At 73.6% G+C, this 25,486-nt stretch carries 22 protein-coding genes; 14 read left to right on the top strand and 8 right to left on the bottom strand.

All coding sequences use genetic code 11. From position 1 onward, the window contains the following. Positions 1-150: 150 nt before the first annotated feature. Both ACIBAD_RS36510 and ACIBAD_RS36505 read right to left on the bottom strand, forming a co-directional pair. Positions 151-1,233, bottom strand: coding sequence for an NDP-sugar synthase (locus tag ACIBAD_RS36510; protein WP_134074553.1), 1,083 nt, complete (start codon positions 1,231-1,233; stop codon positions 151-153). Positions 1,234-1,354: 121 nt separating this feature from the next. Next, a complete protein-coding gene (locus ACIBAD_RS36505) occupies positions 1,355-2,107 on the bottom strand; it encodes a TIGR03089 family protein (RefSeq protein ID WP_208329033.1) in 753 nt (250 codons plus the stop codon). Positions 2,108-2,246: 139 nt separating this feature from the next. Here ACIBAD_RS36505 and ACIBAD_RS36500 point away from each other — a divergent pair, with 139 nt between their 5' ends. Together ACIBAD_RS36500 and ACIBAD_RS36495 are read left to right on the top strand one after the other, a co-directional pair. Next, positions 2,247-3,677: a peptidoglycan recognition protein gene (locus ACIBAD_RS36500; RefSeq protein WP_134073858.1), complete on the top strand. Its 1,431-nt coding sequence runs from the start codon at positions 2,247-2,249 to the stop codon at positions 3,675-3,677. Between the two features lie 30 nt (positions 3,678-3,707). After that, the gene (locus tag ACIBAD_RS36495) at positions 3,708-4,763 is read left to right on the top strand and encodes a DNA-3-methyladenine glycosylase (RefSeq protein ID WP_134073860.1); all 1,056 of its coding nucleotides are present in this window, start codon (positions 3,708-3,710) and stop codon (positions 4,761-4,763) included. Between the two features lie 7 nt (positions 4,764-4,770). Here ACIBAD_RS36495 and ACIBAD_RS36490 read toward each other — a convergent pair whose 3' ends face one another. The 3 genes from ACIBAD_RS36490 to ACIBAD_RS36480 form a co-directional block, all read right to left on the bottom strand. Continuing rightward, positions 4,771-6,045 (bottom strand): coenzyme F420-0:L-glutamate ligase, encoded by a 1,275-nt coding sequence (locus ACIBAD_RS36490; protein ID WP_134074555.1) that lies wholly within the window; start codon positions 6,043-6,045, stop codon positions 4,771-4,773. Between the two features lie 71 nt (positions 6,046-6,116). Further along, on the bottom strand, positions 6,117-7,076 hold the full coding sequence (cofD, locus tag ACIBAD_RS36485; RefSeq protein ID WP_398911278.1) for a 2-phospho-L-lactate transferase: 960 nt from the start codon (positions 7,074-7,076) through the stop codon (positions 6,117-6,119). A gap of 83 nt (positions 7,077-7,159) precedes the next feature. Continuing rightward, positions 7,160-7,705 carry a cysteine dioxygenase gene (locus tag ACIBAD_RS36480; protein WP_398911276.1) on the bottom strand — a complete coding sequence of 182 codons (546 nt, stop codon included), beginning with the start codon at positions 7,703-7,705 and terminating at the stop codon, positions 7,160-7,162. Positions 7,706-8,355: 650 nt separating this feature from the next. Between ACIBAD_RS36480 and ACIBAD_RS36475 the strand changes: the two genes are divergently transcribed. The 3 genes from ACIBAD_RS36475 to ACIBAD_RS36465 all read left to right on the top strand — a co-directional run bounded on the left by ACIBAD_RS36475 (position 8,356) and on the right by ACIBAD_RS36465 (position 14,024). After that, entirely contained in the window at positions 8,356-8,619 is a 264-nt protein-coding gene (locus ACIBAD_RS36475; protein ID WP_003983763.1) for a WhiB family transcriptional regulator, read from the top strand. A gap of 288 nt (positions 8,620-8,907) precedes the next feature. Next, a complete protein-coding gene (locus tag ACIBAD_RS36470) occupies positions 8,908-12,549 on the top strand; it encodes a glycosyltransferase family 2 protein (RefSeq protein WP_398911274.1) in 3,642 nt (1,213 codons plus the stop codon). Continuing rightward, on the top strand, positions 12,546-14,024 hold the full coding sequence (locus ACIBAD_RS36465; RefSeq protein WP_398911272.1) for a DUF5719 family protein: 1,479 nt from the start codon (positions 12,546-12,548) through the stop codon (positions 14,022-14,024). The genes ACIBAD_RS36470 and ACIBAD_RS36465 overlap by 4 nt, the downstream gene beginning before the upstream one ends. A 33-nt stretch (positions 14,025-14,057) precedes the next feature. On the opposite strand, the gene ACIBAD_RS36460 is transcribed toward ACIBAD_RS36465, so the two are convergent. Continuing rightward, positions 14,058-14,537 (bottom strand): metallopeptidase family protein, encoded by a 480-nt coding sequence (locus ACIBAD_RS36460; RefSeq protein WP_208329034.1) that lies wholly within the window; start codon positions 14,535-14,537, stop codon positions 14,058-14,060. An 87-nt stretch (positions 14,538-14,624) separates the two neighbouring features. Between ACIBAD_RS36460 and ACIBAD_RS36455 the strand changes: the two genes are divergently transcribed. The 8 genes from ACIBAD_RS36455 to ACIBAD_RS36420 all read left to right on the top strand — a co-directional run bounded on the left by ACIBAD_RS36455 (position 14,625) and on the right by ACIBAD_RS36420 (position 22,693). Beyond that, positions 14,625-15,056, top strand: a complete 432-nt coding sequence (locus ACIBAD_RS36455) for a DUF3499 domain-containing protein (RefSeq protein WP_398911281.1) — start codon at positions 14,625-14,627, stop codon at positions 15,054-15,056. Positions 15,057-15,131: 75 nt separating this feature from the next. Next, the gene (locus ACIBAD_RS36450) at positions 15,132-16,502 is read left to right on the top strand and encodes a phosphomannomutase/phosphoglucomutase (RefSeq protein WP_398911270.1); all 1,371 of its coding nucleotides are present in this window, start codon (positions 15,132-15,134) and stop codon (positions 16,500-16,502) included. 86 nt (positions 16,503-16,588) lie between these two features. Next, positions 16,589-16,774, top strand: coding sequence for a Trm112 family protein (locus ACIBAD_RS36445; protein ID WP_030156407.1), 186 nt, complete (start codon positions 16,589-16,591; stop codon positions 16,772-16,774). 117 nt (positions 16,775-16,891) lie between these two features. Next, positions 16,892-18,025: an SIS domain-containing protein gene (locus ACIBAD_RS36440; protein ID WP_134073878.1), complete on the top strand. Its 1,134-nt coding sequence runs from the start codon at positions 16,892-16,894 to the stop codon at positions 18,023-18,025. Positions 18,026-18,068: 43 nt separating this feature from the next. Continuing rightward, the gene (gene manA / locus ACIBAD_RS36435; RefSeq protein WP_398911267.1) at positions 18,069-19,226 is read left to right on the top strand and encodes a mannose-6-phosphate isomerase, class I; all 1,158 of its coding nucleotides are present in this window, start codon (positions 18,069-18,071) and stop codon (positions 19,224-19,226) included. Positions 19,227-19,319: 93 nt separating this feature from the next. Then, positions 19,320-20,249, top strand: coding sequence for a cation diffusion facilitator family transporter (locus ACIBAD_RS36430; RefSeq protein ID WP_134073880.1), 930 nt, complete (start codon positions 19,320-19,322; stop codon positions 20,247-20,249). Between the two features lie 258 nt (positions 20,250-20,507). Continuing rightward, positions 20,508-21,944 carry an adenosylhomocysteinase gene (gene ahcY / locus ACIBAD_RS36425; protein ID WP_134073882.1) on the top strand — a complete coding sequence of 479 codons (1,437 nt, stop codon included), beginning with the start codon at positions 20,508-20,510 and terminating at the stop codon, positions 21,942-21,944. Between the two features lie 128 nt (positions 21,945-22,072). Continuing rightward, positions 22,073-22,693 (top strand): hypothetical protein, encoded by a 621-nt coding sequence (locus tag ACIBAD_RS36420; protein ID WP_398911265.1) that lies wholly within the window; start codon positions 22,073-22,075, stop codon positions 22,691-22,693. A 28-nt stretch (positions 22,694-22,721) separates the two neighbouring features. On the opposite strand, the gene ACIBAD_RS36415 is transcribed toward ACIBAD_RS36420, so the two are convergent. Beyond that, the gene (locus ACIBAD_RS36415; RefSeq protein WP_134073886.1) at positions 22,722-23,027 is read right to left on the bottom strand and encodes a hypothetical protein; all 306 of its coding nucleotides are present in this window, start codon (positions 23,025-23,027) and stop codon (positions 22,722-22,724) included. Positions 23,028-23,045: 18 nt separating this feature from the next. Further along, entirely contained in the window at positions 23,046-23,984 is a 939-nt protein-coding gene (locus ACIBAD_RS36410; RefSeq protein ID WP_134073888.1) for an RDD family protein, read from the bottom strand. A 115-nt stretch (positions 23,985-24,099) separates the two neighbouring features. Between ACIBAD_RS36410 and ACIBAD_RS36405 the strand changes: the two genes are divergently transcribed. Continuing rightward, on the top strand, positions 24,100-25,107 hold the full coding sequence (locus ACIBAD_RS36405; RefSeq protein ID WP_398911262.1) for a stage II sporulation protein M: 1,008 nt from the start codon (positions 24,100-24,102) through the stop codon (positions 25,105-25,107). Positions 25,108-25,486 lie beyond the last annotated feature (379 nt).

The raw sequence follows: 25,486 nt of genomic DNA, 5'->3' as shown, positions 1-25,486 counted from the left end.
CTCTACACCAACACCCTCACCCCCTGGGGGGGGGGGGGCCCGCGCGCGGGGGGGGGGGGGGGGGGCGGGGGCCCGCCCCCCCCCCCCCCGCCCCGGGGGGGCCCCCCCCCCGGGGGGGGGGGCCCCACCGCCGTGCCGTGCCGTACGCCGTTACCGGTCGGAGGAGAAGCGGACGGCGGCGGGGGGCAGTTCGGCCCCGCACCACACCCGCGCACCCGCGCGCAGTTCGTTGTCCGAGCCGATGACGGCCCCATCGCCGACCACCGCGCCGTCCAGTACGGTCCGCATGCCCACCGAGGCGCCGACGCCGATCAGGCTGGCGCGCACCTCGGTGTCCGCGGCGATGACCGCGCCGTCGAGCACGATGGAGCCCTCGACGACCGCCCCCGCCCCGATGCGCGCTCCGGCGCCCACGACGGTGCCCCCGGACAGCTTCGCTCCGGCGGCCACCTCGGCGCCCGGCAGCACCAGGGACTCGCCGCGCGGGCCCGGGACAGCCGGGGAGGGGACGACTCCGCGTACGAGGTCGGCGGAGGCCTGGACGAAGGACTCGGGCTTGCCGAGGTCCAGCCAGTACGTGTTCTCGGTGACGCCGTGCAGCCGGGCCCCGGCGGCGAGCAGGCCGGGGAAGGTCTCGCGTTCGACGGAGACGGGGCGCCCGGCCGGGATGGAGTCGATCACGCTGCGGCGGAAGACGTAGCAGCCGGCGTTGATCTGGTCGGTGATGATCTCCTCGGGGGTCTGCGGCTTCTCGGTGAAGGCCAGCACCCGCCCCTCGGAGTCGGTGGGGACCAGGCCGAACGCGCGCGGGTCCTCGACCCGCACCAGGTGCAGGGAGACGTCGGCGCCGACCGCCCGGTGGGAGTCGACGAGCCCGGCGATGTCGAGGCCCGTGAGGATGTCGCCGTTGAAGACGAGGACGGGCGAGTCCGGCCCGCCGGTCAGCCGCTGCGCGGCGTTGCGGATGGCTCCGCCGGTGCCGAGCGGCTCGTCCTCGACGACATACTCCAGCGAGACGCCGAAGGCGGAGCCGTCGCCGAAGTACGGCTCGAAGACCTCGGCGAGGTAGCAGGTGGCCATCACGATGTGCGTGACACCGGCGGCGGCGGCCCTGGCTATCTGATGGGCGAGGAACGGAACACCGGCCGCGCGCACCATCGGCTTGGGGGTGTTGACCGTGACGGGGCGCAGTCGCGTCCCCTGCCCCCCGACCAGCAGGATGGCTTCCAAAATTGTTTCTCCCCACCCGGTTCGGGCCCTATGAGGGTCCCAAGTTAGCCCATCCGCGTGAGCGCCCGCCCGACGCCCGAACGAGACGAGACCCACACCACGCGGCTCCCTTCGGGCCCCGCCCCTACTCGGCGGTGTGGGTGACGCGTTCGGTTTCGACGCGCTGGGCCAGGGCCTCCGGGGCGAGGCGGTCCAGGTTGCGGCACAGGACCACGGAGCCGCCGGCGGCCAGCGGGGCGAACAGGCCGGCCGAGAGGCCGTCCCAGGTGTCGTAGCCCAGGCCGGACAGGAGTCGGGAGCCGGCGGCGAGGCCGCGCTTCGCCGCGTCCTCGCGGGCGCGGTCGACGAGCTGGGCGTGCGTGAACTCCTCGCCGTCGACGATCAGTGCCGGACCGTCGGCCTCCACCGGGACGAAGGGGGCGAAGCGGTCGCCCTGGCCCGGTACCTCCACCGCGTAGTCCGCGAACCCGGAGGGCGGCTGCGGGAAGCGCCCGCCCAGCGGTCGCAGCGCGAGCGCCACGCGTTCGCCGCCGCACGCCAGCGCCTCCTCCAGCGTGTCCGGCCCGCTGACGACGAGATCGGCGTCGTCCGGGCGTCCGCCCACCGAGGCCACGACGCCGACCGAGTCACAGGCGAGCAGCCACACGGCGCTCTGCCAGTGCGCGGGGAGCAGCAGCGCGAGCCGGTCGCCGGGTTCGGCGCCGAGGTCGCCCTGGAGCAGATTGGCGGTCTTGGCCACCCAATTGGCGAAGGTGGCGACGGACAATTCGACGCGTTCGCCCGTGGCGTCGTCGTAGAAGGTGACGAGCGGGCGGCCCGGATCGGCGGCGAGCGCGGATCGCAGCAGGTCGGCAGGGGTGCGGTCAGTGGCGTTCACCCGCCCCAGCCTACGCGGGACCCTCGCCCGTACGGCGGCCGTCGGCTCCTCCGTACGGGCGAGGGACGCGCGGGCCGGATCGGACGGGCCGTCAGTTCTCCGATGGCGCTTCGTGGTGAGTGTGTTCAGCATCGCTTTCATGCGTGGATTCCTTGCTTCCTCGATCGGTGTCGCGACGGCTGCCGCCCTGGCGGCCCTGCCTCTCGCGCTCTCCACTCCGGCCCTGGCCGCGCCTTCGCAGGGCGCGGCCGCCGCCCCCGTCGCCCCCGCCGGGTCCACCCAGTCGCTGCCGCTCGCCCCCCTGGGTCCCGCGGCCGACCGGTCGCCCGGCGTCCCCGGCATGAGCACCTCGCCGCGGCTGCCCGAGGCCCGGGGGCTGCCGCCGCGCGAGGTCAAGAGGTTCTCGCTGGTCGGCGTCGTCTGGGACGACGCGAGCACCCAGCTGTTCGGCCGGGTCCAGGTCCGCACCCGCGCGGTGGCGACCGGGACGTGGTCCGACTGGCAGGACATCGAGACCCACAACGGCGAACACGCCCCCGACCTCGGCACCCGGGAGAGCGGATCCGGCCGGGTCCGCGGGAGTACCGCCCCGCTGTGGGTCGGCGACTCCGACGGCGTCGAGGTCCGCGTCCAGGCGGAACCCGGAGCCCCGGCCACCCGCGCGGGCGCCCGGCTCCCCTCGGGCATGCGGATCGAGCTCGTCGACCCGGGCGCGACGGACCCGGTGACCGCGGTCGACGCCAAGAACGGCGCCTCGGGCACCGCCGACGAGCCCGAGGGCGACGACAAGGGCGACGTGGAGGCCCTGCCGGGCATGACCATGGAGACGGCGGAGTCCTCGTCCGCCAACGTCCCGCTGGCCGCGCTCGGCGCGAAGGAGATCACCGCGCTCGACAAGGCCGACTCCACCGCCGACGCCGTCCTCGCCAGCGAGGGCACCCTCAGCGCGGCGGCCCGCCCGTACATCGGCCCGCGGCCGCGGATCGTGACGCGGCTGGGCTGGGGAGCGGACGAGTCCCTGCGCGAGTCGGGCTTCGTCTACACGAGCACCGTCAAGGCGGCCTTCGTCCACCACAGCGCCTCCGGGAACAACTACGCCTGCAAGGACGCCCCGGCGCTGCTGCGCAGCCTGTACCGCTACCACGTGGTCAGCAACGGCTGGCGCGACCTCGGCTACAACTTCGCCGTCGACAAGTGCGGCACGGTGTACGAGGGCCGGGCGGGCGGAGTCGCCAAGGCGGTGCTCGGCGCGCACACCATGGGGTTCAACACGGACAGCATGGGCGTCGCGGTGCTCGGCACCTACACGAGCACCGCCCCGCCCGCGGCCGCCGTGAAGGCGGTGGCGCAGCTCACGGCGTGGAAGCTGGGCCTGTTCAACAGGGACCCGCGGGCGAAGACCACCCTGAAGTCGGGCGGCGGAAACCGCTTCAAGAAGGGCACGAACGTCAACCTGAACGTGATCTCGGGCCACCGCGACGGCTTCGCCACGGAATGCCCGGGCAAGCTCCTCTACGCGCAGCTGCCGACCACCCGCACTTCGTCGGCGAAGCTCCAGGGCCGCCCTTAGGAGGTTGTCCCGCAGGGCTACGCTCAAGACATGGCCGGCCGCTTCGACCCCCTCACCCGCACCGCCGTCCGCGGCGGCCGCACCGCCGTGCCCGCCGCCGCCCCGCCGCAGCCGGACGGCGCCCCGACCCCGGCCGGACCCGCGGCGGAGCACGCCACGGGCCACACCACCGGGGCCGGGGCCCTGGTCCGGGAGTGGGCTCCGGGGCGGGAGGTGGATCTCGGGCTCACCCTCGGGCCGCTGCGCCGCGGCCCGGGCGACCCCACCTTCCGCACCACCCCCGACGGCTCCGTCTGGAAGACCAGCCGGACCCCCCAGGGCCCGGCCACCCTCCGCGTCTGCCCGGACCGCGCCACCGCCACCGTCCACGCCGAGGCCTGGGGCCCCGGCGCCGCCTGGATGCTCGACGCGCTCCCGGCCCTGCTCGGCGACGCGGACGACCCCGCCGCCTTCGTCCCCCGCCACCGGCTCGTCCACGCCAGCCACCGCAGCCGCCCGGGGCTGCGCCTCACCCGTACCGGACTGGTCCTCGAATCCCTGATCCCCGTCGTCCTGGAGCAGAAGGTCACCGCCGACGAGGCCTACCGCTCCTGGCGCCGCCTGGTGCGCCGCTACGGGGAGCCCGCCCCCGGGCCCCAGGAGCTGTACGTGGTGCCCGACGCCCGCGCCTGGGCGCTGATCCCCTCTTGGGGCTGGCACCAGGCCGGGGTGGACATGAAGCGGTCGTCGACCATCGTGCGCGCCGCCCGGGTCGCGGCCCGGCTGGAGGAGGCAGCCGCGATGGAGCTCCCGCAGGCCGCCGCCCGGCTGGAGGCCGTTCCCGGCATCGGCCCGTGGACCTCCGCCGAGACGCTCCAGCGCAGCAACGGCTACGCCGACGCCGTCACCACCGGTGACCTGCACCTGCCCGGCATCATCGGCTACGCCCTCACGGGCGAGCGGGACGCCGACGACGAGCGGATGCTGGAGCTGCTGGCCCCGTACGCGGGCCAGCGCCACCGCGCCGCGCGCCTGATCCTCCTCGCGGGCCGCATCCCGCCCCGCCGCGCCCCGCGCATGTACCGCAGCGACATCGCCCGCTTCTAGGGGGTGTCTACCGGACCTCGATGAAGGCCTCGGCCGACCGCGCGGGCCGCTGCCCGGGAGCCGCCGCGGCATGGCCCACCGCCACCGCCCCCATCGGGTCCCAGTCCTGCGGCAGCCCAAGCACCTTGCGCACCACGTCCCGGCAGAACATCGTCGAGGACACCCACGCGGAGCCCAGCCGCTCCCCGGCCAGCGCGACCAGGAAGTTCTGCACGCCCGCGCCCATCGCGACCACGAACATCTCCCGCTCCGCCGCATCGCGCCGGGCGTGCCCGTAGTCGTGCGCCCCGTCCGTCACCATGCACGGGACGACCAGGTACGGGGCATTGCGCAGGACATCGCCCCGCCGGACCCGCTTCGCGATGGACTCCTCGGACTTGCCGTCACCCCGCAGGTCCTCGATCCAGGCGTCGCGCATCGCGTCCAGCAGTTCCTGCCGCGCCCGGGCGGACTCCAGCAGGACGAACCGCCACGGCGTCGTGTGGTGCGGAGCGGGGGCCGTCACCGCCGCGGCCACCGCGCGGCGGACCGCGCCCGGGTCCACCGGCTCGTCCGTGAAGGCCCGTACGGTGCGCCGCTGCGTCACGGCTTCCCGTACCGCCTCCGAGGTGCCCAGCCGGAACATGTCGTCGGCCGCCGCGCGCACCAGGTCGGCCGCCGTCGAACCCTCGCCGAGCACGTGCCCCAGACCGCGTACGACGGCCACCGGCAGCCCGGCCGCCTTGCCCTTGACCAGGTCCCCGGCCGCGGCCAGCTCGTCCGCCGTCGCCACTATCGTCGCGCTCAGCGGGTTGCCCCGGTCGTCCGTACCGCCGCGCAGGTCGTCCAGGACCCGCACCCCGGCCGAGCCGATCGCCACGTCCGTGAGCCCGGCGCGCCAGGGCCGTCCGAAGGTGTCGGTCACGATGACGCCGACGTCGACGCCGAGCAGTTCGCGCAGGCCGGTGCGGATCGCGGCGGCCGAGGCGTCGGAGTCCTCGGGCAGCAGCAGCACGGTGCCCGGCTCGGTGTTCGAGGCGTCCACGCCGGCGGCCGCCATGACGAGCCCCTGCCGGTTCTCGACGATCCGCAGGGCGCCCCGGCGCGCGACGACCCGTACGGTCTCGGCGTCTATGGCGTCCTCGCGGGACTCGGCGCGGACGATCCGGCCCTCCGCCTTGGAGACGATCTTCGAGGTGACCAGGAGGACGTCCCCGTCCCTCAGTGCGGGACCGGCCGCCGCGATCAGGCGCGCCAGGTCGTCGCCGGGGCGGACCTCCGGGATCCCGGCGACCGCGCGCACCTCGTACGAGGGAACCGGGGAGGCCGGGGGAACCGGGGGGTCAGCGGGGGCCGAAGGGGACGGGGCGACGCTCACCGGGAGGCCTCCGCCAGCGCCAGCGCGGCCCGGGCCATCTCGGTGGTGGCGGTCAGGTCGGTCATCATCAGCGGCACCGCGCGGCAGGCGATCCCGCCGGCCTCCACCTCGGCCACCGCCTCGGCGTCGGAGGTGTCCACGAGCCAGCCGTCGAGCAGTCCGGCGCCGTAGTGCCGGGCGACGGCCGCGGCGGTGGACTCGACGCCGACGGCGGCGAGGACCTTGTCGGCCATCCCGCGCACGGGCGCGCCGCCGACGATGGGGGAGAGGCCGACGACGGGCGCCTCGGCGGCGGCCACGGCCTCCCGGATGCCGGGTACGGCGAGGATGGTGCCGATCGAGACGACCGGGTTGGACGGGGGGAAGACGATCAGGTCGGCGGCCGCGATGGCCTCCAGTACGCCCGGCGCGGGCTTGGCCTGCTCGGCGCCGACGGGTACGACCGCCTCGGCGTCGAGCGAGGCGCGCAGCCGGACCCAGTACTCCTGGAAGTGGATGACGCGGCGCTCGCCGGTCTCGGGGTCGGTGACCGCGACGTGCGTCTCGACGCGGTCGTCGGACATGGGCAGCAGCCGGACCCCGGGTTGCCAGCGGTCGCAGAGCGCTTCGGTGACGGCGCTCAGCGGGTAGCCCGCGCCGAGCATCTGCGTACGGACGATGTGGGTGGCGAAGTCGCGGTCGCCGAGGCCGAACCAGTCGGGTCCGACCCCGTAGGCCGCGAGCTCCTCCTTGACGGTGAAGGACTCGTCGGTGCGGCCCCAGCCCTGGTCCTCGTTGATGCCACCGCCGAGGGTGTACATCACCGTGTCCAGATCGGGGCACACCTTCAGCCCGAACAGGTGAATGTCGTCACCGGTGTTGCCGATGACCGTGATGTCCGCGTCGGGGACGGCGGCCCCCAGGCCGCGGAGGAAGCGGGCGCCGCCGATGCCGCCGGCCAGAACAACAATGCGCATGCGGACAGTCTGTCAGTCAGCCGCCTGCCGTCGTCGGGGGGTGCGGTCGCGCGGCGGGCGGGAGCGTCGGGCCGGGCGCGGGATCAGACGGAGAGCGCCTCGGACCGTGCCGGGGAGCAGCTGTGCATCGGCATCTCGGTCAGGCCGGGGAAGTAGACGTGCAGGCTGACGGCTCCGTCGAGGGCGTCGTTGACGACTTCGTGGGCGTAGCCGGGGGCGAAGACGCGCTGGGCGCCGGGGCCGAGGGTGAGCGGTCCGCGCGGGCCGTGCTCGGTGAGCTCGCCGTCGAGGACGGTCAGGACGCCGGAGGAGGCGCCGTGGTCGTGGCGGCCGCTGCCCTGGCCGGGGACCCAGCTGAGCAGCCAGACCTCGTAGCCGGGGCCGGTGCGCAGCCGGTGGTACCAGCGGGTGGTGGCGTCGTACTCGACCAGGTGCTCCCATTCGGCGCGGTTCGCGGCGATGGAGCGGGCGAGGCCGGCGAACTCGGCGACGGTGGCCGGGTGTTCGCGGGCGGGCTGGAGGAGGTGCTGGACGGAGAGGATGTCGCCCGCGATCTGGAGGTCGCTCTCGACGGTGAGGGGAGCGGCGACGGGAGCGGTGGCGGGGGTGCTGAGCGGCGTGCTGTTCATCGGTGGGGGTGTCCTCGACGGATGTCAGTCGTGCTGGCGGTCGCTGTGGGGGTGGCCGGAGCTCAAGGGAGCCGAAGGCTCCGGAGGCATCAACAGCTGCAACAGCAACAGCGAACCTGGGCAGCGCTCAGGAACCCACGAATGGGGGTCCGGGCGGCCGAGGTCACTGACATGGGGACAAGGAGACCGGGTCGAAGGCCCGACTGTCAACCCAATGCCTCGTATGGCCGCAAAAGTTTCATCTGATCCGGTTGCTGCGCTGGGAGAAAGGTTTGTGCAAGCCGATGTAGGGCAGGTGGCGCTCCACATCCCGCCACTGCCCCACCGGCTCGGCCCAAACCCGACGCGCCGCCCCGTGATCGAAATGTGATCTGCGCCGCTTCTTTGGCTTGATCGCAACCGCGCTACGGAGCGACACGTCGATTGCGGGTGAACACGGGGCCCGTGGAGCACCGGATGCATGTGTCACGATTTTTGGCGATATGAACACTTTCTGCATACGCTTGGTTCCGCAGAGTGAATAAGGGGCCCAATAGCAGATCTCGGCTTGACTGGCCGGGAGCGGCCCACTTGTAATTTCACTCGTGTCGTTACGTAGCGATGAGTAACGACAACACCACGGGGACGCACAGACAGAGCGAGGGGCGCACATGACCGAGCTGTTTCAGGAACTGCTGGTCGAGGAGGCGGACGAAGAGCTCGGATGGCAGGAGCGCGCTCTGTGCGCCCAGACCGACCCCGAGTCCTTCTTTCCCGAGAAGGGCGGCTCGACCCGCGAGGCCAAGAAGGTCTGCCTCGCCTGCGAAGTCCGCTCCGAATGCCTCGAGTACGCACTCGCCAACGACGAGCGGTTCGGCATCTGGGGCGGCCTCTCCGAGCGCGAACGCCGACGGCTGAAAAAGGCCGCCGTCTGAGCACGCAGCGCAACACGGCGCCACGCACGGCAACGCACGGCGCGCACGGCGGTACACGGCACATGGCGCGGCACCCGGCGCAGGACATCGCGCAGGACATCGCGCAGAACAGAGCAACGAGCAGAGCAAACGGTCCGCCTCCTGCACCTTCCCCGCAGGAGGCGGACCGCTGTGTTTCCAGCCGTTAGTGTGGGGCGCTGTCCAGCAGCCTCCGGGAGCACACCACCCCCGGATCCACTCCCCGGACCGCGTCCGGGGGGACCCCCAGGCCGGAGGGCCAGTAGAGCGATGTCCCTGCACAGCCAGTCGACGGCCTCCCACCAGGCTGCCGCCACACCCGAGTTCCCCCGGCACGTCGTCACCGCGGTCCTCGTCGCCCACGACGGCGCCCGCTGGCTGCCCAGAACGCTCGCCGGCCTCCTCGGCCAGGAACGCCCCGCCCAGAGCCACATCGCCGCCGACACCGGCAGCGCCGACGACTCCGCGCGCCTGCTCGGCGAGGCCCTCGGCGAGGACCGCGTCCTCCACCTCGCCCGCCGCACCGGCTTCGGCGCCGCCGTCGACGAGGCCACCCGCAGCGCCGGCACCCTGACCGCAGAGGACCTGCCGTACCTCAAGCGCCCCAGCGGCTGGGACCCCGTCAGCCGCACCTGGCGCGACGACGCCTACGACCTCCCCGAACTCCCCCACGGCGAACCGGTCCAGTGGCTCTGGCTGCTCCACGACGACAGCGCCCCCGAGCCGGACGCCCTCACCGAACTGCTCCGCGTCGCCGACGAGAACCCCGACGCCGCCGTCATCGGCCCCAAGCTGCGCGGCTGGTACGACAAGAAGCAACTCCTCGAAGCCGGCGTCACCATCGCCCGCAGCGGCCGCCGCTGGACCGGCCTCGACCGCCGCGAACAGGACCAGGGCCAGCACGACCAGGTCCGCCCCGTCCTCTCCGTCTCCACCGCCGGCATGCTCGTACGCCGCGACGTGTACGAAGCCCTCGGCGGCTTCGACCGCCGCCTGCCGCTCATGCGCGACGACGTCGACCTCTGCTGGCGCGCCCAGAGCGCCGGCCACACCGTCCTCGTCGCCCCCGACGCCGTCCTGCGCCACGCCGAGGCCGCCGCCCGCGAGCGCCGCACCGTCGACTGCGCCGGACGCACGAGCTCCAGCCCGCACCGCGTCGACAAGGCCGGCGCCGTCTACACGGTCCTCGCCAACAGCTCCGGCCCCGCCCTGCCGTACGTCCTGCTGCGCCTGCTCGTCGGCACCGTGCTCCGCACCCTCGCCTACCTCGTCGGCAAGGCCCCCGGCCAGGCCGTCGACGAGATCACCGGCCTCCTCGCCACCCTGCTGCGCCCCGGCCGGATCCTCGGCGCGCGCCGCAGACGCGGCCGCCCCGCCGTCCCCGCCAAGGAACTGCGCCCCCTGTTCCCGCCCCCGGGCGCGAGCCTGCGGGCCAACGCCGAACAGCTCGCCGGCTACTTCGGCGCCGACCGCGACACCGACACGGCCGCCGTCGGCCGACACGGCGGAGCCGTCGAATCCGGCCCCGGCGGAGACGACGCCGACTACCTGGAGATCGAACAGTTCGCGCGCCTCAAGCGGATCGCCCGCAACCCCGCGCCCGTCCTCTTCGCCCTCCTCCTGCTCGTCTCCGTCATCGCCTGCCGCGCCCTGCTCGGCGGCGGCTCCCTCATGGGCGGCGCCCTGCTGCCCGCCCCCGACAGCGGACTCGCCCTCTGGCGGGCCTACACCGACGACTGGCAGCCCGTCGCCGCCGGCTCCACCGCCGGAGCGCCCCCCTACCTCGCCGTCCTCGGCGCCTTCGCCACCCTGCTGTTCGGCTCCACCGGCGCCGCGCTGACCCTGCTCCTCGTCTGCTCGGTCCCGCTCGCCGGCCTCACCGCGTACTTCGCCTCCCGGCCGCTCGTCGAATCCCGGCTGCTGCGCGCCTGGGCCGCCGTCGCCTACGCCTTCCTGCCCGCCGTCACCGGCGCCCTGGCCGGGGGCCGCCTCGGCACCGCGGTCCTCGCGATCCTGCTGCCGCTCATCGCCCGATCCGCCGTCGCCGCGTTCGGGTTCGGCGGAGCCGAAGGCGAGCGGGCCGGCTGGCGCCCGGTGTGGACGTACACCCTCCTGCTGACCCTGGCCACCGCCTTCACCCCCGTCGTCTGGCCGCTCGCCGCCGTCCTCGGAGCCGCCGCGCTGGTCCTGCGCCGCGCCGACTGGAAGGCGTACGGCCTGCGGCTGCTCGCCACGCTCGCCGTCCCGCTCCTCGTGCTCGCCCCCTGGTCGCTGAGCCTGCTCACGCACCCCGACCGGCTCCTGCACGAGGCCGGCCTGCCGTTCGGATCCGGCTCGGCCACCGCCCTGGACCTGCTCGGCATCAGCCCCGGCGGCCCCCGGACGGCCGGCGGCCTGCTGCTCATCGGCATCGTGCTCGCCGCCCTGGCGGCCCTGCTGCGCGGCGAGCGGCAGTTCGCCGTCCGCACCGCCTGGGCCGCCGCCCTCGCCGCGCTGCTGCTGGCCGTCGTCGTCAACCGCACCGGCTGGGCCGGGCCCGCCACCCTCCTCTACGGACTGGCCCTGCTCGCCGCCGCCGTCGTCGGCGCCGAGGGCGCCAAGGAGCGGGTCGCCGCCAGCAGCTTCGGCTGGCGCCAGCCGCTCGCCGCCCTGATCGCGCTCGCCGCGGCCGCCGGCCCGCTGCTCGGCGCGGCCGGCTGGATGATCAGCGGCGCCGACGGCCCCCTGGAGCGGCGCGACCCCGTCCAGGTCCCCGCGTTCGTCGCCGAGGAGAGCGGCACCCGCGACCAGGCCCGCACCCTCGTCCTCGGCGGCACCTCGCCCGCCACGGTCTCCTACACCCTCGTCCGCGGCTCCGGCGGCCGCCTCGGCGACGCCGAACTCGCTGCCGCGGCCGGCAGCAGCCCCCAGCTCGACAAGGTCGTCTCCAGCCTCGTCGCCGGCTCCGGAGCCGACCAGAGCGACCAGCTCAGCGGGTTCGCGATCCGCTACATCCTGGTCCGCGACGGCGCCCCGCAGCAGATGCGCAAGGTCCTCGACGCCACCCCGGGCCTCAGCCGCCTCAGCCAGCTCGACGGCAGCGCCCTGTGGCGGGTGGACCGCCAGGTCGCCCGCGCCGTCATCGTCTCCGGCAAGCCGGGCGAGGCGCCCATCCCCGTCGCCTCCGGCCCCGTCGAGGTCCACACCAAGATCCCGGCGGCCGAGGCGGGCGGTGCCGGTCGGGTGCTGCGCATCGCCGACCGGGCGGCCCCCGGCTGGCAGGCCACCCTCGACGGCAAGCCCCTCAAGGCCAAGACCCTCGACGGCTGGGCCCAGGGCTTCGAGCTGCCCGCCGACGGCGGCCGCCTCGACCTCGTCCACGCGGACGCGCTGACCCGGACCGTCTGGCACTGGGTCCAGAGCCTGCTCGCCCTCGTCCTGCTCGTGATGGCCCTGCCGGGCCGCCGGGCACGCCTCGACGACGACCTGCCGGAGGAGGAGGCGGAGGCCGCCGACCGGTCCGCCGCGGGCGAGGCCGGCGAGGGCCGCCGGGCCCGCCGGCTGCGCGCCGAGGCGCAGTCGCCGACCGCCGCTCCGGCCGCCGCCGAGGAGCCCTCGGGCGCGGTCGCCGACCCGTACGCGCAGATCCCGGCGCAGCCGGTGTACGGGGAGGACGCGTACGCGTACCAGGCGTACGGCGACCAGGGCTACGCGTACGAGCAGCAGCCCCAGCAGCCCCAGCAGCCGTACGTGCCGGCGCCCGCCCAGGCCCCCGGGTACGAGCAGTACCCGTACCCGCAGCAGGGCTACGAGGCCCCCCAGGCGTACCCGCAGCAGCAGCCCCCGCAGCCGTACCCCCACCCGCCGTACGAACAGCCGTACGACACCTACGGACAGCACGAGCCGCGTCCGGACGGGAGCCCCCAGCAGTGAAGCAGCGCGCACCCCTGACTCTGGCGGCGGTGGCCGCCGCCCTGGCGGCCGTCACCGGCGTCGGCCACCTCACCGCCCCCGCCGCCCCGGCCGCCGACGCCAAGTCCGCGGCCGCCGCCCGGATGCCGGTGGAGCGCTCCGCGCTGGTCTGCCCGGCGCCCAGCTCCTCGGACATCGCGGAGACCGCGTACACGGCGGTCACCCCCGGCGCCGCCGGGGGCGGCAAGGGCGCGGCCCGCCTCCTCGGCGCGACCAAGGAGGCCAAGCCGGTGCTGGAGCTCAAGGAGCGCGGCAAGCCGGCCGGGGCCACGGCCTCCGGCGCCGGGGCGCCCGCGCTGACGGGCGTCGCCGACGGGATCCTGGCCCCCGGCTGGACCGCGCAGCAGACCACGAAGGTCACGGTCGGCCGGGCGCGCGGCGTCCTGGGCGTCGGCTGCACCACGCCCGGCACCGATTTCTGGTTCCCCGGCGCGAGCACGGCCAAGGGGCGCGAGGACTACGTGCACCTCACCAACCCGGACGACACCGCGGCCGTGATCGACATCAAGATGTTCGGCCCGGACGGCGCGGTCAAGTCCGACGGCGGCACCGGCGAGAACATCCGGATCGACCCCAAGTCCACCAAGGCCGTCTCGCTGGCCTCCCTGGCCCCCGGCACGCAGCTCCCGGACGTCACCGCCCATGTGACGACCCGGGCGGGCCGGGTCGGCGCCTCCGTGCAGGTCGGCGAGGAGGGGGTGGGCGCCGACTGGCTGCAGGCCTCCGCCGACCCGGCGGGCTCGCTGGTGCTGCCCGGGATCCCGGCGGACGCCGCCTCCGTACGGCTGGTGGCCTTCGCGCCGGGCGAGGAGGACGCGGACCTCACCCTCAAGCTGGCCGGGCCGAACGGCTCGATCACCCCGGCCGACAACGAGCAGCTGCACCTCAAGGGCGGTATGACCGCGAGCGTCGACCTCAAGGACGTGACCCGCGGCGAGGCGGGCTCGCTGGTGCTCGTCCCGGCGAACGGCAAGAAGGCCGTACCGGTGGTGGCCGCCGTACGCGTGGTCCGCGGCAGCGGCGCCAAGCAGGAGCTGGGCTTCGTCCCGGCGACCGGGCCGGTCGGGACGCGGGCCACGGTCGCCGACAACCGGGCCGACGAGAACGCGACGGCGCTCTCGCTGACGGTGGCGGGAGGCACGGACGCGAAGGTCAAGGTGACCGCCACGGCGGGCACGGAGGGCGGGGAGCCGGCCTCGAAGGAGTTCACGGTCAAGGCGGGCACGACGCAGGCCGTGTCGCTGGCCCCGGCGGGGGCCAAGGGCGCCTACGCGCTGATGGTAGAGACGGTCTCCGGCGGGCCCGTGTACGCGGCCCGGACGCTGACCCTGCCGCACGAAGGGATCCCGATGTTCACGATCCAGCCGCTGTCGGACGACCACGCGATGGTCTCGGTCCCCAAGGCCGCCCAGGACCTCACGGTCCTGACCGACTAGCAAGCCGTACGCGGGGTACGGCCGGACCGCCCGTCAGTCCTGGCCGTACCGCGGGTCCACCGTCTCCGGGGACAGCCCCAGCAGTTCCGCCACCTGCTCCACCACGATCTCGTGCACCAGCAGCGCCCGCTCGTCCCGGCTCTTCGTCCGGATCTCCACCGGCCGCCGGAACACCACGACCCGCGCCGGCCGTCCGCGGCCGTCCGCCTCGGACAGCGCCCCGAGCGGTACCGCCTCGTCGTTCCAGCCGGCGTCCGGACCGCCCGGCGGCCCCGGCACGTCCGCGACCACGAACTCCACCTCCGCCAGCTGCGGGAAACGCCGCTCCAGCCGCTCGACCGAGTCCCGTACGAGGTCCCCGAACAGCTCCGCCCGGCTCGCCGACAACGGAACCTGCGGCGGGGCCAGCGGCCCCCGCATCCCCCGCCCGTGCCGGTCGCGGCGGCGCGGCCGCGGCTCGGCGGGGGGCTCGGCGGAGCGGGGCGGGATGGGGGGCAGGGGGCTGTCGGTCACTCCCGCAGCGTAGCCCTCGCGGCCCCTCCCACCCGGGCGTTTCCGGACCCGCCGCGCCCCTCCGCAGGCACGACACGGGGGAGCGGGCTGGGGGAGAGTCGTCGCGGCCCGGTCAAGAGTGCGGTACCGTCCAACGTCGTGAGCCTTGTACGTCGCTGTTCGCGCACCGCGTGCGGCCGCCCTGCCGTCGCGACACTGACGTACGTCTACGCCGATTCGACCGCAGTCCTCGGCCCGCTCGCCACCTACGCGGAACCCCACTGCTACGACCTGTGTGCCGAGCACTCCGAGCGCCTGACCGCCCCGCGCGGCTGGGACGTCGTGCGCCTGACGGACGGGTCCGCACCCTCCCGCCCGAGCGGCGACGATCTCGAAGCGCTGGCCAACGCCGTTCGCGAAGCGGCCCGTCCGCACGACCGTGCCGCCCAGGCCGGCGGGACCGGACCGGGCGGCGGCGGCAGCGGCACCGGGGAGACGCGCCGCGGACACCTGCGCGTCCTTCGTTCGCCCGACTCCTGACATCACATGGTCTGAAAAGCCGCTCCGCGTGCAGGTAGGTTTGCTCCACCGCACAGCACCTCAGGAGGGCAGGCAGTGGCCGCAGATCTTTCGAACATCGTCAAGGCGTACGACGTACGTGGTGTCGTACCCGACGAGTGGGACGAATCGCTGGCCGAACTGTTCGGGGCTGCTTTCGTCGAGGTCACCGGCGCGACGGCGATCGTCGTCGGCCACGACATGCGGCCCTCCTCGCCCGCCCTGTCCGGCGCCTTCGCCCGCGGCGCCGCCGCCCGCGGCGTGGACGTCACCCTGATCGGGCTGTGCTCCACCGACCAGCTGTACTACGCCTCCGGCACCCTGGACCTGCCCGGCGCGATGTTCACGGCCTCGCACAACCCGGCCCGCTACAACGGCATCAAGCTCTGCCGGGCGGGCGCCGCCCCCGTCGGCCAGGACTCCGGCCTCGCCACCATCCGCGAGCTCGTCGAGAAGTGGTCCGAGCAGGGCGCCCCGGCCGTCGCCGAAGGCACCGCCCCCGGCACGATCAGCGAGCAGGGCACCCTCGCCGGCTACGCCGACCACCTCAAGGGCCTGGTCGACCTCAGGGCCATCCGCCCGCTCAAGGTCGTCGTCGACGCGGGCAACGGCATGGGCGGCCACACCGTCCCGACCGTGTTCGAAGGCCTGCCGCTGGACGTCGTCCCGATGTACTTCGAGCTCGACGGCACCTTCCCCAACCACGAGGCCAACCCCCTCGACCCGAAGAACATCGTCGACCTCCAGGCCCGCGTGAAGGCCGAGGGCGCCGACCTCGGCCTCGCCTTCGACGGCGACGCCGACCGCTGCTTCGTCGTCGACGAGCGCGGCGAGGGCGTCTCCCCCTCCGCCGTCACCGCCCTGGTCGCGGCCCGCGAGCTGGCCCGCAACGGCGGCACCGGCACGGTGATCCACAACCTGATCACCTCCTGGTCCGTTCCCGAGGTCGTCCGCGAGCACGGCGGCACCCCCGTCCGCACCCGCGTCGGCCACTCCTTCATCAAGGAGCAGATGGCCAAATCCGGTGCCATCTTCGGCGGCGAGCACTCGGCGCACTACTACTTCAAGGACTTCTGGAACGCGGACACCGGCATGCTCGCCGCGCTCCACGTCCTCGCCGCCCTCGGCGGCCAGGACGGCCCGCTCTCCGAGCTGGTCTCCTCGTACGACCGCTACGCGGGCTCCGGCGAGATCAACTCCACCGTCGCCGACCAGGCCGGCCGGCTCGCCGCCGTCAAGGCAGCGTACGGCGCCGCCGAGGGGATCACCCTCGACGAGCTCGACGGCCTGACCGCGAGCTCCGCCGACTGGTGGTTCAACCTGCGCGCCTCCAACACCGAGCCGCTGCTGCGCCTCAACGTCGAGGCCCGCGACCCCGAGACCCTCGCCAAGGTCCGCGACGAAGTCCTCGCCCTCGTCCGGGCATGAACGCCCTGTCCCGGCCGGGCCGCGCGACGTGCGGCCCGGCGGTACGCTGACCTCGCCCAATCCGCATGTTCGAAGGGAACCGCCCCATGCCGCTCGAAGCCGGCCTTCTGGAGATCCTCGCCTGCCCCGCCTGCCACTCGCCCCTTGAGGACAAGTCGGCCGACGAAGCGGCTCCCGAGCTGATCTGCACCGGCCAGGACTGCGGCCTCGCCTACCCGGTCCGCGACGGCATCCCGGTCCTCCTCGTCGACGAGGCCCGCCGCCCCGCCTGAGGCCGCCGCCCCGGGGCGCGAGTCCCGGGCCGCCCAGGCATCAAGGGGCGCCCGTCGCAGCGCCGGGCGCCCGAGCAACCGAGTCGCCCGCCCTTCTGATACCAGCCGGAGGCCGCAATGCTCGACGAGTCGCTCCTCGACGCACCGGACGAGCTCGCCCGCGCCGACCGCCGCGGACTGCTCCGCGGCGCCGCCGAGGCCGGGGCCAGAGTCCGCACCGCGGCCCGGCACGCGACCGAGGCGGGCCTCGCCGACCTGCGCCCCGACGGCCGTCCCCGCGCCGTCCTCATCGCCGGGTCCGGCACCGCCGCCACCGGAGTCGCCGACCTGCTCGGCGCCCTCGCCGGAGCCTCCGCACCCGTCACGCGCCTGCACCCCACCGGCGTCGCCCACGCCGCGGGCGCCCTGCGCTGGGCGCTGCCCGGCTGGGCCGGCTCCGTCGACCTGCTGCTCCTCGCCACCACCGACGGCACCGAGCCCGGACTGGCCCTCCTCGCCGAGCAGGCCTACCGGCGCGGCTGCACCGTCGTCGCCGTCGCTCCCGAGCGGTCCCCGCTGAGCGAGGCCGTGGACGGCGCGCACGGGCTCCTCGTACCGATGGCCAAGGCCCCGTACCAGGAGTACGACGAGTCCGCCGCGGCCGGACCCGGCGCCCTGTGGGCCCTGCTGACCCCGCTGCTCGTGCTCCTCGACAGGGTCGGGCTGATCACCGCCGCCCCCGAGACCCTGCAGCGCGTCGCCGACCGGCTCGACCGCACCGCCGAGCGCTGCGGACCGGCCATCGCGACGTACTCCAACCCGGCCAAGACCCTCGCCGCCGAGCTCGCCGACACCCTCCCGCTCATCTGGAGCGAGGGCGCCTGCGCCGGACCGGCCGGCCGCCGGTTCGCCGCCACCCTCGCCGAACTCGCCGGCCGCCCCGCACTGGCCGCCGACCTGCCCGAGGCGCTGCCCGCCCACGGGGTCCTGCTCGCCGGCTCCTTCGCCGCCGGCGCCGACCCCGAAGACTTCTTCCGTGACCGGGTGGAGGAGCCCCAGGCCCTCCGTGCCCGCATCGTCCTGCTGCGCGACCGGCCCACGGGCGGCCTCACCGCCGCCCCGGCCGCGCGCGAGCTCGCCCTCAGCCACGACACGGCCATCAGCGAGCTCGAACCGGAGGAGGGCGGCGAACTGGAACAGATCGCCGAACTCCTCGCCGTCACGGACTTCGCCACCGCCTACCTGGCGCTGGCGACCAGGGGACACGGCTGAGCACACCACCGTGCCGGCCCTTCATCCAGGAAGACGGACGAAGATGGACCGCCTGACGAACACGATCCGCCCCTACGCCTGGGGATCGACCACCGCGATCCCAGGGCTCCTCGGCGTCGAACCCACCGGGGAGCCCCAGGCCGAGATGTGGATGGGCGCCCACCCCGGCGCCCCCTCCCGCCTCGACCGCGGCGCCGGCGAGACCACCCTCGCGGACGTCATCGCCGCCGACCCCGAGCGGGAGCTCGGCGCGGCCGCCGTCACCAAGTTCGGTCCCCGGTTGCCCTTCCTCCTCAAACTCCTCGCGGCCGGCGCTCCGCTGTCCCTCCAGGTCCACCCCGACCTGGACCAGGCCGAAGCGGGCTACGCCGACGAGGAGGACCGCGGGATCCCGGCCGACGCGGCCCACCGCAACTACAAGGACCCCAACCACAAGCCCGAGATGATCTGCGCGCTCACCCCCTTCGACGGCCTGTGCGGGTTCCGCCCGCCGCTGGAGGCCGCCGAGCTGCTCGAAGGCCTCGGGGTGGACTCGCTCAAGCCGTACGCCGACCTGCTGCGGGCCCACCCGGAGGAGGCGGCCCTGCGCGAGATGCTCACGGCCGTACTGACCGCGGACCGCGCCGAGATGGCCCGTACGGTCGCCGAGGCGGGCGCCGCGATCGAGCGGCTCGGGGGCCCGTACGCGCCGTACGCCTCGCTCGTCCACCACTACCCGGGCGACCCGGGCGTGATCGCGGCCATGCTCCTCAACCACGTACGACTCCAGCCCGGCGAGGCGATGTTCCTCGGCGCCGGCGTCCCGCACGCCTACCTCGACGGCCTCGGCGTCGAGGTGCTGGCCAACTCCGACAACGTGCTGCGCGCCGGACTCACCCCCAAACACGTGGACGTGCCCGAGCTGCTGAAGATCGTGCGCTTCGAGCCCGGCGACCCGGCCGTGCAGCGCCCCGAGGGCAACGGCGAGGAGGTCTACGAGGTTCCCGTCGACGAGTTCCGGCTCTCCCGCTTCGCCCTGGCCCCCGGCGCCGCCCCCCACCCCCTCCCGGACGCCGCACCGCAGATCCTGCTCTGCACGGCGGGCAGCCCGACGGTCGGCGAAGTGACGCTGTCACCCGGGGAGTCGGTCTTCGTCCCGGCTGGCGAAAAGGTCGAACTGTCCGGTATCGGCACTGTTTTCCGTGCCACCGCATCGGTCTGACGTGGCGCCCGCGGCTACGGCTGCAACAATGTGCCGCCGTAGCGCGGCACCCCGGGCAGGGGCGCCGTACCGAGGAAGGGACTCCGAAAACCCATGAGCGCGTCGGGCGGTACCAGGGCGATCGTGGCGGCACTCGCCGCCAACCTCGCCATCGCTGTAGCCAAGTTCGTGGCCTTCGTCTTCAGCGGCTCGTCGTCGATGCTCGCGGAAAGCGTCCACTCGCTGGCCGACTCCGGGAACCAGGGGCTGCTGCTCCTCGGCGGTAAGAAGGCCCAGCGCGAGGCGACGCCGGAACACCCCTTCGGATACGGGCGCGAACGCTACATCTACGCGTTCCTCGTCTCCATCGTGCTCTTCACCGTCGGCGGCATGTTCGCCATCTACGAGGGCGTCGAGAAGGTCCGGCACCCGCACCCCATCGAGGCCTGGTACTGGCCGATCGGCGTGCTCGTCTTCGCCGTCATCGCCGAGGGCTTCTCCTTCCGTACGGCGATCAAGGAGTCGAACGAGATCCGCGGCAACCTGACGTGGAGCCAGTTCATCAGGCGCGCCAAGGCCCCCGAGCTCCCGGTGGTCCTGCTGGAGGACTTCGGCGCACTCGTCGGCCTGGTCCTGGCCCTCGGCGGCGTCGGTCTCGCGCTGGCCACCGGCGACGGCGTCTGGGACGGCATCGGCACCCTCTGCATCGGCACCCTGCTGCTCGTCATCGCGGTCACGCTGGCCGCCGAGACGAAGTCCCTGCTGCTCGGCGAGGCCGCGGGCACGGAGGACGTCGAGAAGATCAAGGCCGCGCTCGTCGACGGGGACGTCGTCACCCGCGTCATCCACATGCGCACCCTGCACCTCGGCCCGGAGGAGCTCCTCGTCGCCGCGAAGATCGCCGTGGAGGGCGACGACACCGCGACGCAGGTCGCGGACGCGATCAACGCCGCTGAGGCCCGGATCCGCGAGGCGGTCCCGATCGCCCGCGTGATCTACCTGGAGCCGGACATCTACAAGGCGGAAACCGCCGCGAAGGGCTGACGCGGCACCCGCGGCACGCGTACGTGGACGGGCCGGTTCCGCGGCGACTTCTTCCCCGGCCCACTGGGGCACACTCGGCCGATCGGTGTAGATTCGTCATCAGTGTCAGGCGTCGCTGCTGATGGCGGTCGGGCGGTCCTCGCGACCGGCCGAGGGGAGAGAGGACCCCCGACGGACTGAGTGCCCGGTGCACCGTCTTCCACAGGCGATGCGCGGCTCAGCCGTACCCACCCTCTCGACCCATGAGGAGCAGCACCCATGGACTTCAAGGTCGCAGACCTTTCCCTCGCCGCCTTCGGCCGCAAGGAGATCACCCTCGCCGAGCACGAGATGCCCGGCCTGATGTCGATCCGCCGCGAGTACGCCGACGCCCAGCCGCTGGCCGGCGCCCGTATCACCGGCTCCCTGCACATGACCGTGCAGACCGCCGTCCTGATCGAGACGCTGGTCGCCCTCGGCGCCGACGTCCGCTGGGCCTCCTGCAACATCTTCTCCACCCAGGACCACGCGGCCGCCGCCATCGCCGTCGGCCCGAACGGCACCCCGGAGAACCCGCAGGGCGTCCCCGTCTTCGCCTGGAAGGGCGAGACGCTGGAGGAGTACTGGTGGTGCACGGAGCAGGCGCTGACCTGGCCGAACACCCCCACCGGCGGCCCGAACATGATCCTCGACGACGGTGGTGACGCCACCCTCCTCGTCCACAAGGGCGTCGAGTTCGAGAAGGCCGGCTCCGCCCCGGACCCGTCCACGGCGGACTCCGAGGAGTACGCCCACATCCTCACCCTGCTGAACCGCACCCTCGGCGAGAGCCCGCAGAAGTGGACGCAGCTCGCGTCCGAGATCCGCGGCGTCACCGAGGAGACCACCACCGGTGTCCACCGCCTCTACGAGATGATGGACGAGGGCACCCTGCTCTTCCCGGCGATCAACGTCAACGACGCCGTCACCAAGTCGAAGTTCGACAACAAGTACGGCTGCCGCCACTCCCTCATCGACGGCATCAACCGCGCCACCGACGTCCTCATCGGCGGCAAGGTCGCGGTCGTCTGCGGCTACGGCGACGTCGGCAAGGGCTGCGCCGAGTCGCTGCGCGGCCAGGGCGCCCGCGTCATCGTCACCGAGATCGACCCGATCTGCGCGCTCCAGGCGGCCATGGACGGCTTCCAGGTCGCGACGCTGGACGACGTCGTCGAGACGGCCGACATCTTCATCACGACCACGGGCAACAAGGACATCATCATGGCCGCGGACATGGCCAAGATGAAGCACCAGGCGATCGTGGGCAACATCGGTCACTTCGACAACGAGATCGACATGGCCGGCCTGGCCAAGGTCGAGGGCATCGTCAAGGACGAGGTCAAGCCGCAGGTCCACACCTGGAAGTTCCCCGACGGCAAGGTCCTGATCGTCCTCTCCGAGGGCCGCCTGCTGAACCTGGGCAACGCGACCGGCCACCCGTCGTTCGTGATGTCGAACTCCTTCGCGGACCAGACCCTGGCCCAGATCGAGCTCTTCACCAAGCCCTCGGAGTACCCGACCGACGTCTACGTGCTGCCCAAGCACCTCGACGAGAAGGTCGCCCGCCTCCACCTCGACGCCCTCGGCGTCAAGCTCACGACGCTCCGCCCGGAGCAGGCCGACTACATCGGCGTCAAGGTCGAGGGCCCGTACAAGCCGGACCACTACCGCTACTGATCCCCGGCTGATCCCCGCGGATCCACGGCACCGAGCAGGCCCCCGGCACGTACGCCGGGGGCCTGCCCCATGAGCACGACCCGTACGACCCGGTACGACCCGTACGACGCACGCAAGGACGGCACCCCATGCCCCGCGGCCGCTACTCGCTCCACGACCCGCACGACCACACGCCCCTCGGCGAGGAGCACTTCCACTGCGCGCCCGGCCCCTCCGGCTGGCGCTACGTCTCCCAGCTCACCGGGCCGGACGGCGGGCACCGCGGCTCGGTCGACCTCGCCATCGACGAACTCGGCCGCCCGATCCGCCTCGAAGCCAACGCTTCGAGCTGGCAGGTCCGCGGCGCCGCCATCGACGGGGTAACCTGGGTGCGCTCCGACCCCGCCGGAGCCGAGGCCACCGAGGGCAACGTCCCCGCCGCGGGCTTCACGGGCACCTCGCCGGCCTTCCTCGTCGCGACGGCCCGCCTGCTGCGGCCGACCCCCGGCGCCCCCGCGACCCGGGTCCGGCTCGTCGCGCTCACCGACCCGGTGCTGGCGCCCCGTACGGTCGACCAGGCCTGGGCGCTGCGCGGGCGCGCCCGACACGCGACGGACAGCGGACCCCTCGTGGTGGACGAGTACCAGGTCACCGCCCTGGACACGGGCGAGGTCCACACGGTCCACATCGCGGGGGACGTCGTCCTCGCCGCCCCGGGCATCGAGCTGGAGCACCTGGAGACCCCGCCGTCGACGTTCCCCGAGGGCTGACGACCCCGCACGGCTCACCGGCCCCGCGTCAGCACTGCTCGTCGGGGTGGCTCCACTCGACCGCGCACGTCGCCGAGGGCGCGGCCTCCCTCGCGTACCAGGCGACGGACTTCTCGAACTCCGGGCACCACAGGTGGGCGCGGCTGACGGAGACCGGGAAGTCCGTCCCGCCGGTGACGACGTGCACGCCGCCCTCCTGGCGGACGCCGATCGTGACCTGGCCGCCGATGCTCTCGTCCCGCATCAGTTCCCGGAGCTCCTCGACGACGGCATGCGCCCGGGACTCGTCCGCGATGCCAGTGACGCGGAAGGTGAACGCGATGTTCGCTGACATGCCGCGCAGGCTACGCGATCACGCGGGGGGCGCGAACCCCGTAGCGGGCCTCGGCGGCACGGGATCCGCGGGCACCGCGCCCGGGACCGGCTGCCGCGTCGCGGGCGGTGCGGCCGGCGGTGCGTACGCCCCCGGAGCCGGGTGCCCCCACACGGCGGGCGTCCCCGCGGGCATCGCGGGCGCCACGGGCGGAGCGTACGGGGACCCACCGGGACCGAAGGCGCGGGCCGCATCCCTGGCCTGTCGCTCGTGCACCACCGCCATCAAGAACGCGGCGGCCGGTACCCCCACCGGCGGCGGCGCTCCCGTACGCGCCACCAGGTCGTCGGCGAGCCGCGCCGCCATGGCGGCGCCCACCTGCGGGTCCAGCTGGTTCATCCGCGTCAGGTACTGCCGTATCGCCAGCCACAGCCCGTCCGGTACGGCCGACAGGTCGAGCCCGGAGAACCGCCCGGCCAGCCACGGCGGCGGCGCGGGCACCGGCATCACCCTGGCCCCCGGCACCCGCTCCCGTATGACCAGCGCTCCCGCGAACACGTCCCCCAACCGCCGGCCCCGGGCCGAGACGAGCGAAGCAATGCAGGCGATGGCACCGAAGGTGCCCAGCAGCTCCACGACCCCCATCGCCCCGCGCACCAGTGCGTGCCGGAACCGGATGGGCCCGCCGTCGTCGCGCACGACGCGCAGCCCGCAGGCGAGCTTGCCGAGCGAGCGCCCGTGGGACAGCGTCTCCACCGCGATCGGCACGCCTACGAGCACCAGGACGAAGCTCGCCACCGACACCGCGGCCTGCGCGGCCATGTCCAGCGAGGCCGTCGCCAGGGTCAGCCCGATCGATATGAGCAGGTACCCGGTGAGGTACACGAGCAGGTCGAGGAAGATCGCCAGCGCCCGGCTCGGCAGCCTCGCCGGACGCAACCCCAGGACGACCGCGTCCCCCGTCACCAGATCGCTCACCCTGCACACCTTTCCCGTGACCGGACCCGCCCCTCGGCCACCAGTCTGCCAAGCTGACCACCGTAGAAGTAAGCAGAAGCAGAGCAGGGTCCTGGGGCAGGGGAGCGGTAACCGGATGGATCTCGACGTCTTCGTGACGGCCCACCGGGCGGAATGGGACCGCCTGGAACAGCTGCTCGGCCGCGGCCGACGGCTGACCGGCGCCGAGGCGGACGAACTGGTCGCGCTCTACCAGCGGGCCTCCACACACCTCTCGCTGATCCAGTCCAGCACCCCGGACCCGATGCTCACGGGCCGCCTGACCCAGCTCGTCGCCCGCGCCCGAGCCACCGTGACGGGCGCCCGCCGCGCCGGCTGGCGCGACGCGGCCCGCTTCTTCACCGAGGGCTTCCCGGCAGCCGTCTACCGCAGCCGCCGCTGGTGGATACCGACGGCACTGATCTCCACGGCGGTCGGCGTCCTCCTCGGCTGGTGGATAGCCGCGCACCCGGAAGTGCAGGGCGTCATCGCGGCGCCGGAGGACCTGAAGGCGCTCACGAAGCCGGGCGGCGGCTACGAGACGTACTACTCCAGCCACCCGGCGGGCTCCTTCGCCGCCCAGGTCTGGACGAACAACGCCCAGGCCGCAGCGATCTGCCTGGTCCTGGGAGCATTCCTGGGGATACCGGTGCTCTGGATCCTCTTCGTGAACATGCTCAACCTCGGCACGGGCATCGGCCTGATGGCCTCGGCGGGCCGCCTCGACGTCTTCCTCGGCCTGATCCTGCCGCACGGCCTGCTCGAACTGACCGCCGTCTTCGTGGCGGCGGGCACCGGCCTGCGCCTCGGCTGGACGGTCGTCGACCCGGGCCCGCGCACCCGCCGCGCCGCCCTCGCCGAGCAGGGGCGTGCCGCGCTGGGCATGGCGATCGGCCTGGCGGCGGTCCTGTTCGTATCGGGCCTGATCGAGGGCTTCGTGACCCCGTCCGGCCTCCCGACCTGGGCGCGCATCGCGATCGGCGTCGCCGCCGAGGTCCTGTTCCTGACGTACGTGTACCTCCTGGGCGGACGGGCCGCGCGGGCCGGCGATGTGGGGGACGTGGAGGCCGCCGACCAGACGGCCACACTGCCGACGGCGGCCTGATGTGCGTCGGACCCCGTTCAGCTGCTAGTCTCCTCGTCGTCCCGCAGCGACTGTTGACACCGTCGCCGTGGGGAGGTAGATTCAAACGGTTGCCTCGAACTGGACAAGTTCGGCAGTGATGGTTTAAAATCTCTCTAGCCTCCAAAGGAATTGAATTCCAGCGAGGCACAGTCGACTCCTCATCCAGGAATCCGAAGCCGGGAAATCCGGTGGAAAACTTCTGATAGAGTCGGCATCGCCGGAAAGGGAAAGCGCGAAAGCGAAGACCCCGGAAAGCAAGCGGAACTGACTCTGATAGAGTCGGAAACGCAAGAACGAAAGCCCGGAGGAAAGCCCCAGTAAGTGTTACTGAGGGTGAGTACAAAGGAAGCGTCCGTTC

The sequence above is a fragment of the Streptomyces sp. NPDC051109 genome, from assembly GCF_044455885.1.
Taxonomy (GTDB): Bacteria; Actinomycetota; Actinomycetes; order Streptomycetales; family Streptomycetaceae; genus Streptomyces.
This window is presented reverse-complemented; position numbering and strand designations above follow the sequence as displayed.

Coding starts and splice junctions, on each gene's coding strand:
- ACIBAD_RS36405 (WP_398911262.1), top strand. CDS start 24,100: ATGGATCTCGACGTCTTCGTGACGGCCCACCGGGCGGAATGGGACCGC.
- ACIBAD_RS36415 (WP_134073886.1), bottom strand. CDS start 23,027: ATGTCAGCGAACATCGCGTTCACCTTCCGCGTCACTGGCATCGCGGAC.
- ACIBAD_RS36475 (WP_003983763.1), top strand. CDS start 8,356: ATGACCGAGCTGTTTCAGGAACTGCTGGTCGAGGAGGCGGACGAAGAG.
- ACIBAD_RS36440 (WP_134073878.1), top strand. CDS start 16,892: ATGCTCGACGAGTCGCTCCTCGACGCACCGGACGAGCTCGCCCGCGCC.
- ACIBAD_RS36430 (WP_134073880.1), top strand. CDS start 19,320: ATGAGCGCGTCGGGCGGTACCAGGGCGATCGTGGCGGCACTCGCCGCC.
- ahcY (WP_134073882.1), top strand. CDS start 20,508: ATGGACTTCAAGGTCGCAGACCTTTCCCTCGCCGCCTTCGGCCGCAAG.
- ACIBAD_RS36480 (WP_398911276.1), bottom strand. CDS start 7,705: ATGAACAGCACGCCGCTCAGCACCCCCGCCACCGCTCCCGTCGCCGCT.
- ACIBAD_RS36445 (WP_030156407.1), top strand. CDS start 16,589: ATGCCGCTCGAAGCCGGCCTTCTGGAGATCCTCGCCTGCCCCGCCTGC.
- ACIBAD_RS36500 (WP_134073858.1), top strand. CDS start 2,247: ATGCGTGGATTCCTTGCTTCCTCGATCGGTGTCGCGACGGCTGCCGCC.
- cofD (WP_398911278.1), bottom strand. CDS start 7,076: ATGCGCATTGTTGTTCTGGCCGGCGGCATCGGCGGCGCCCGCTTCCTC.
- ACIBAD_RS36495 (WP_134073860.1), top strand. CDS start 3,708: ATGGCCGGCCGCTTCGACCCCCTCACCCGCACCGCCGTCCGCGGCGGC.
- ACIBAD_RS36470 (WP_398911274.1), top strand. CDS start 8,908: ATGTCCCTGCACAGCCAGTCGACGGCCTCCCACCAGGCTGCCGCCACA.
- manA (WP_398911267.1), top strand. CDS start 18,069: ATGGACCGCCTGACGAACACGATCCGCCCCTACGCCTGGGGATCGACC.
- ACIBAD_RS36420 (WP_398911265.1), top strand. CDS start 22,073: ATGCCCCGCGGCCGCTACTCGCTCCACGACCCGCACGACCACACGCCC.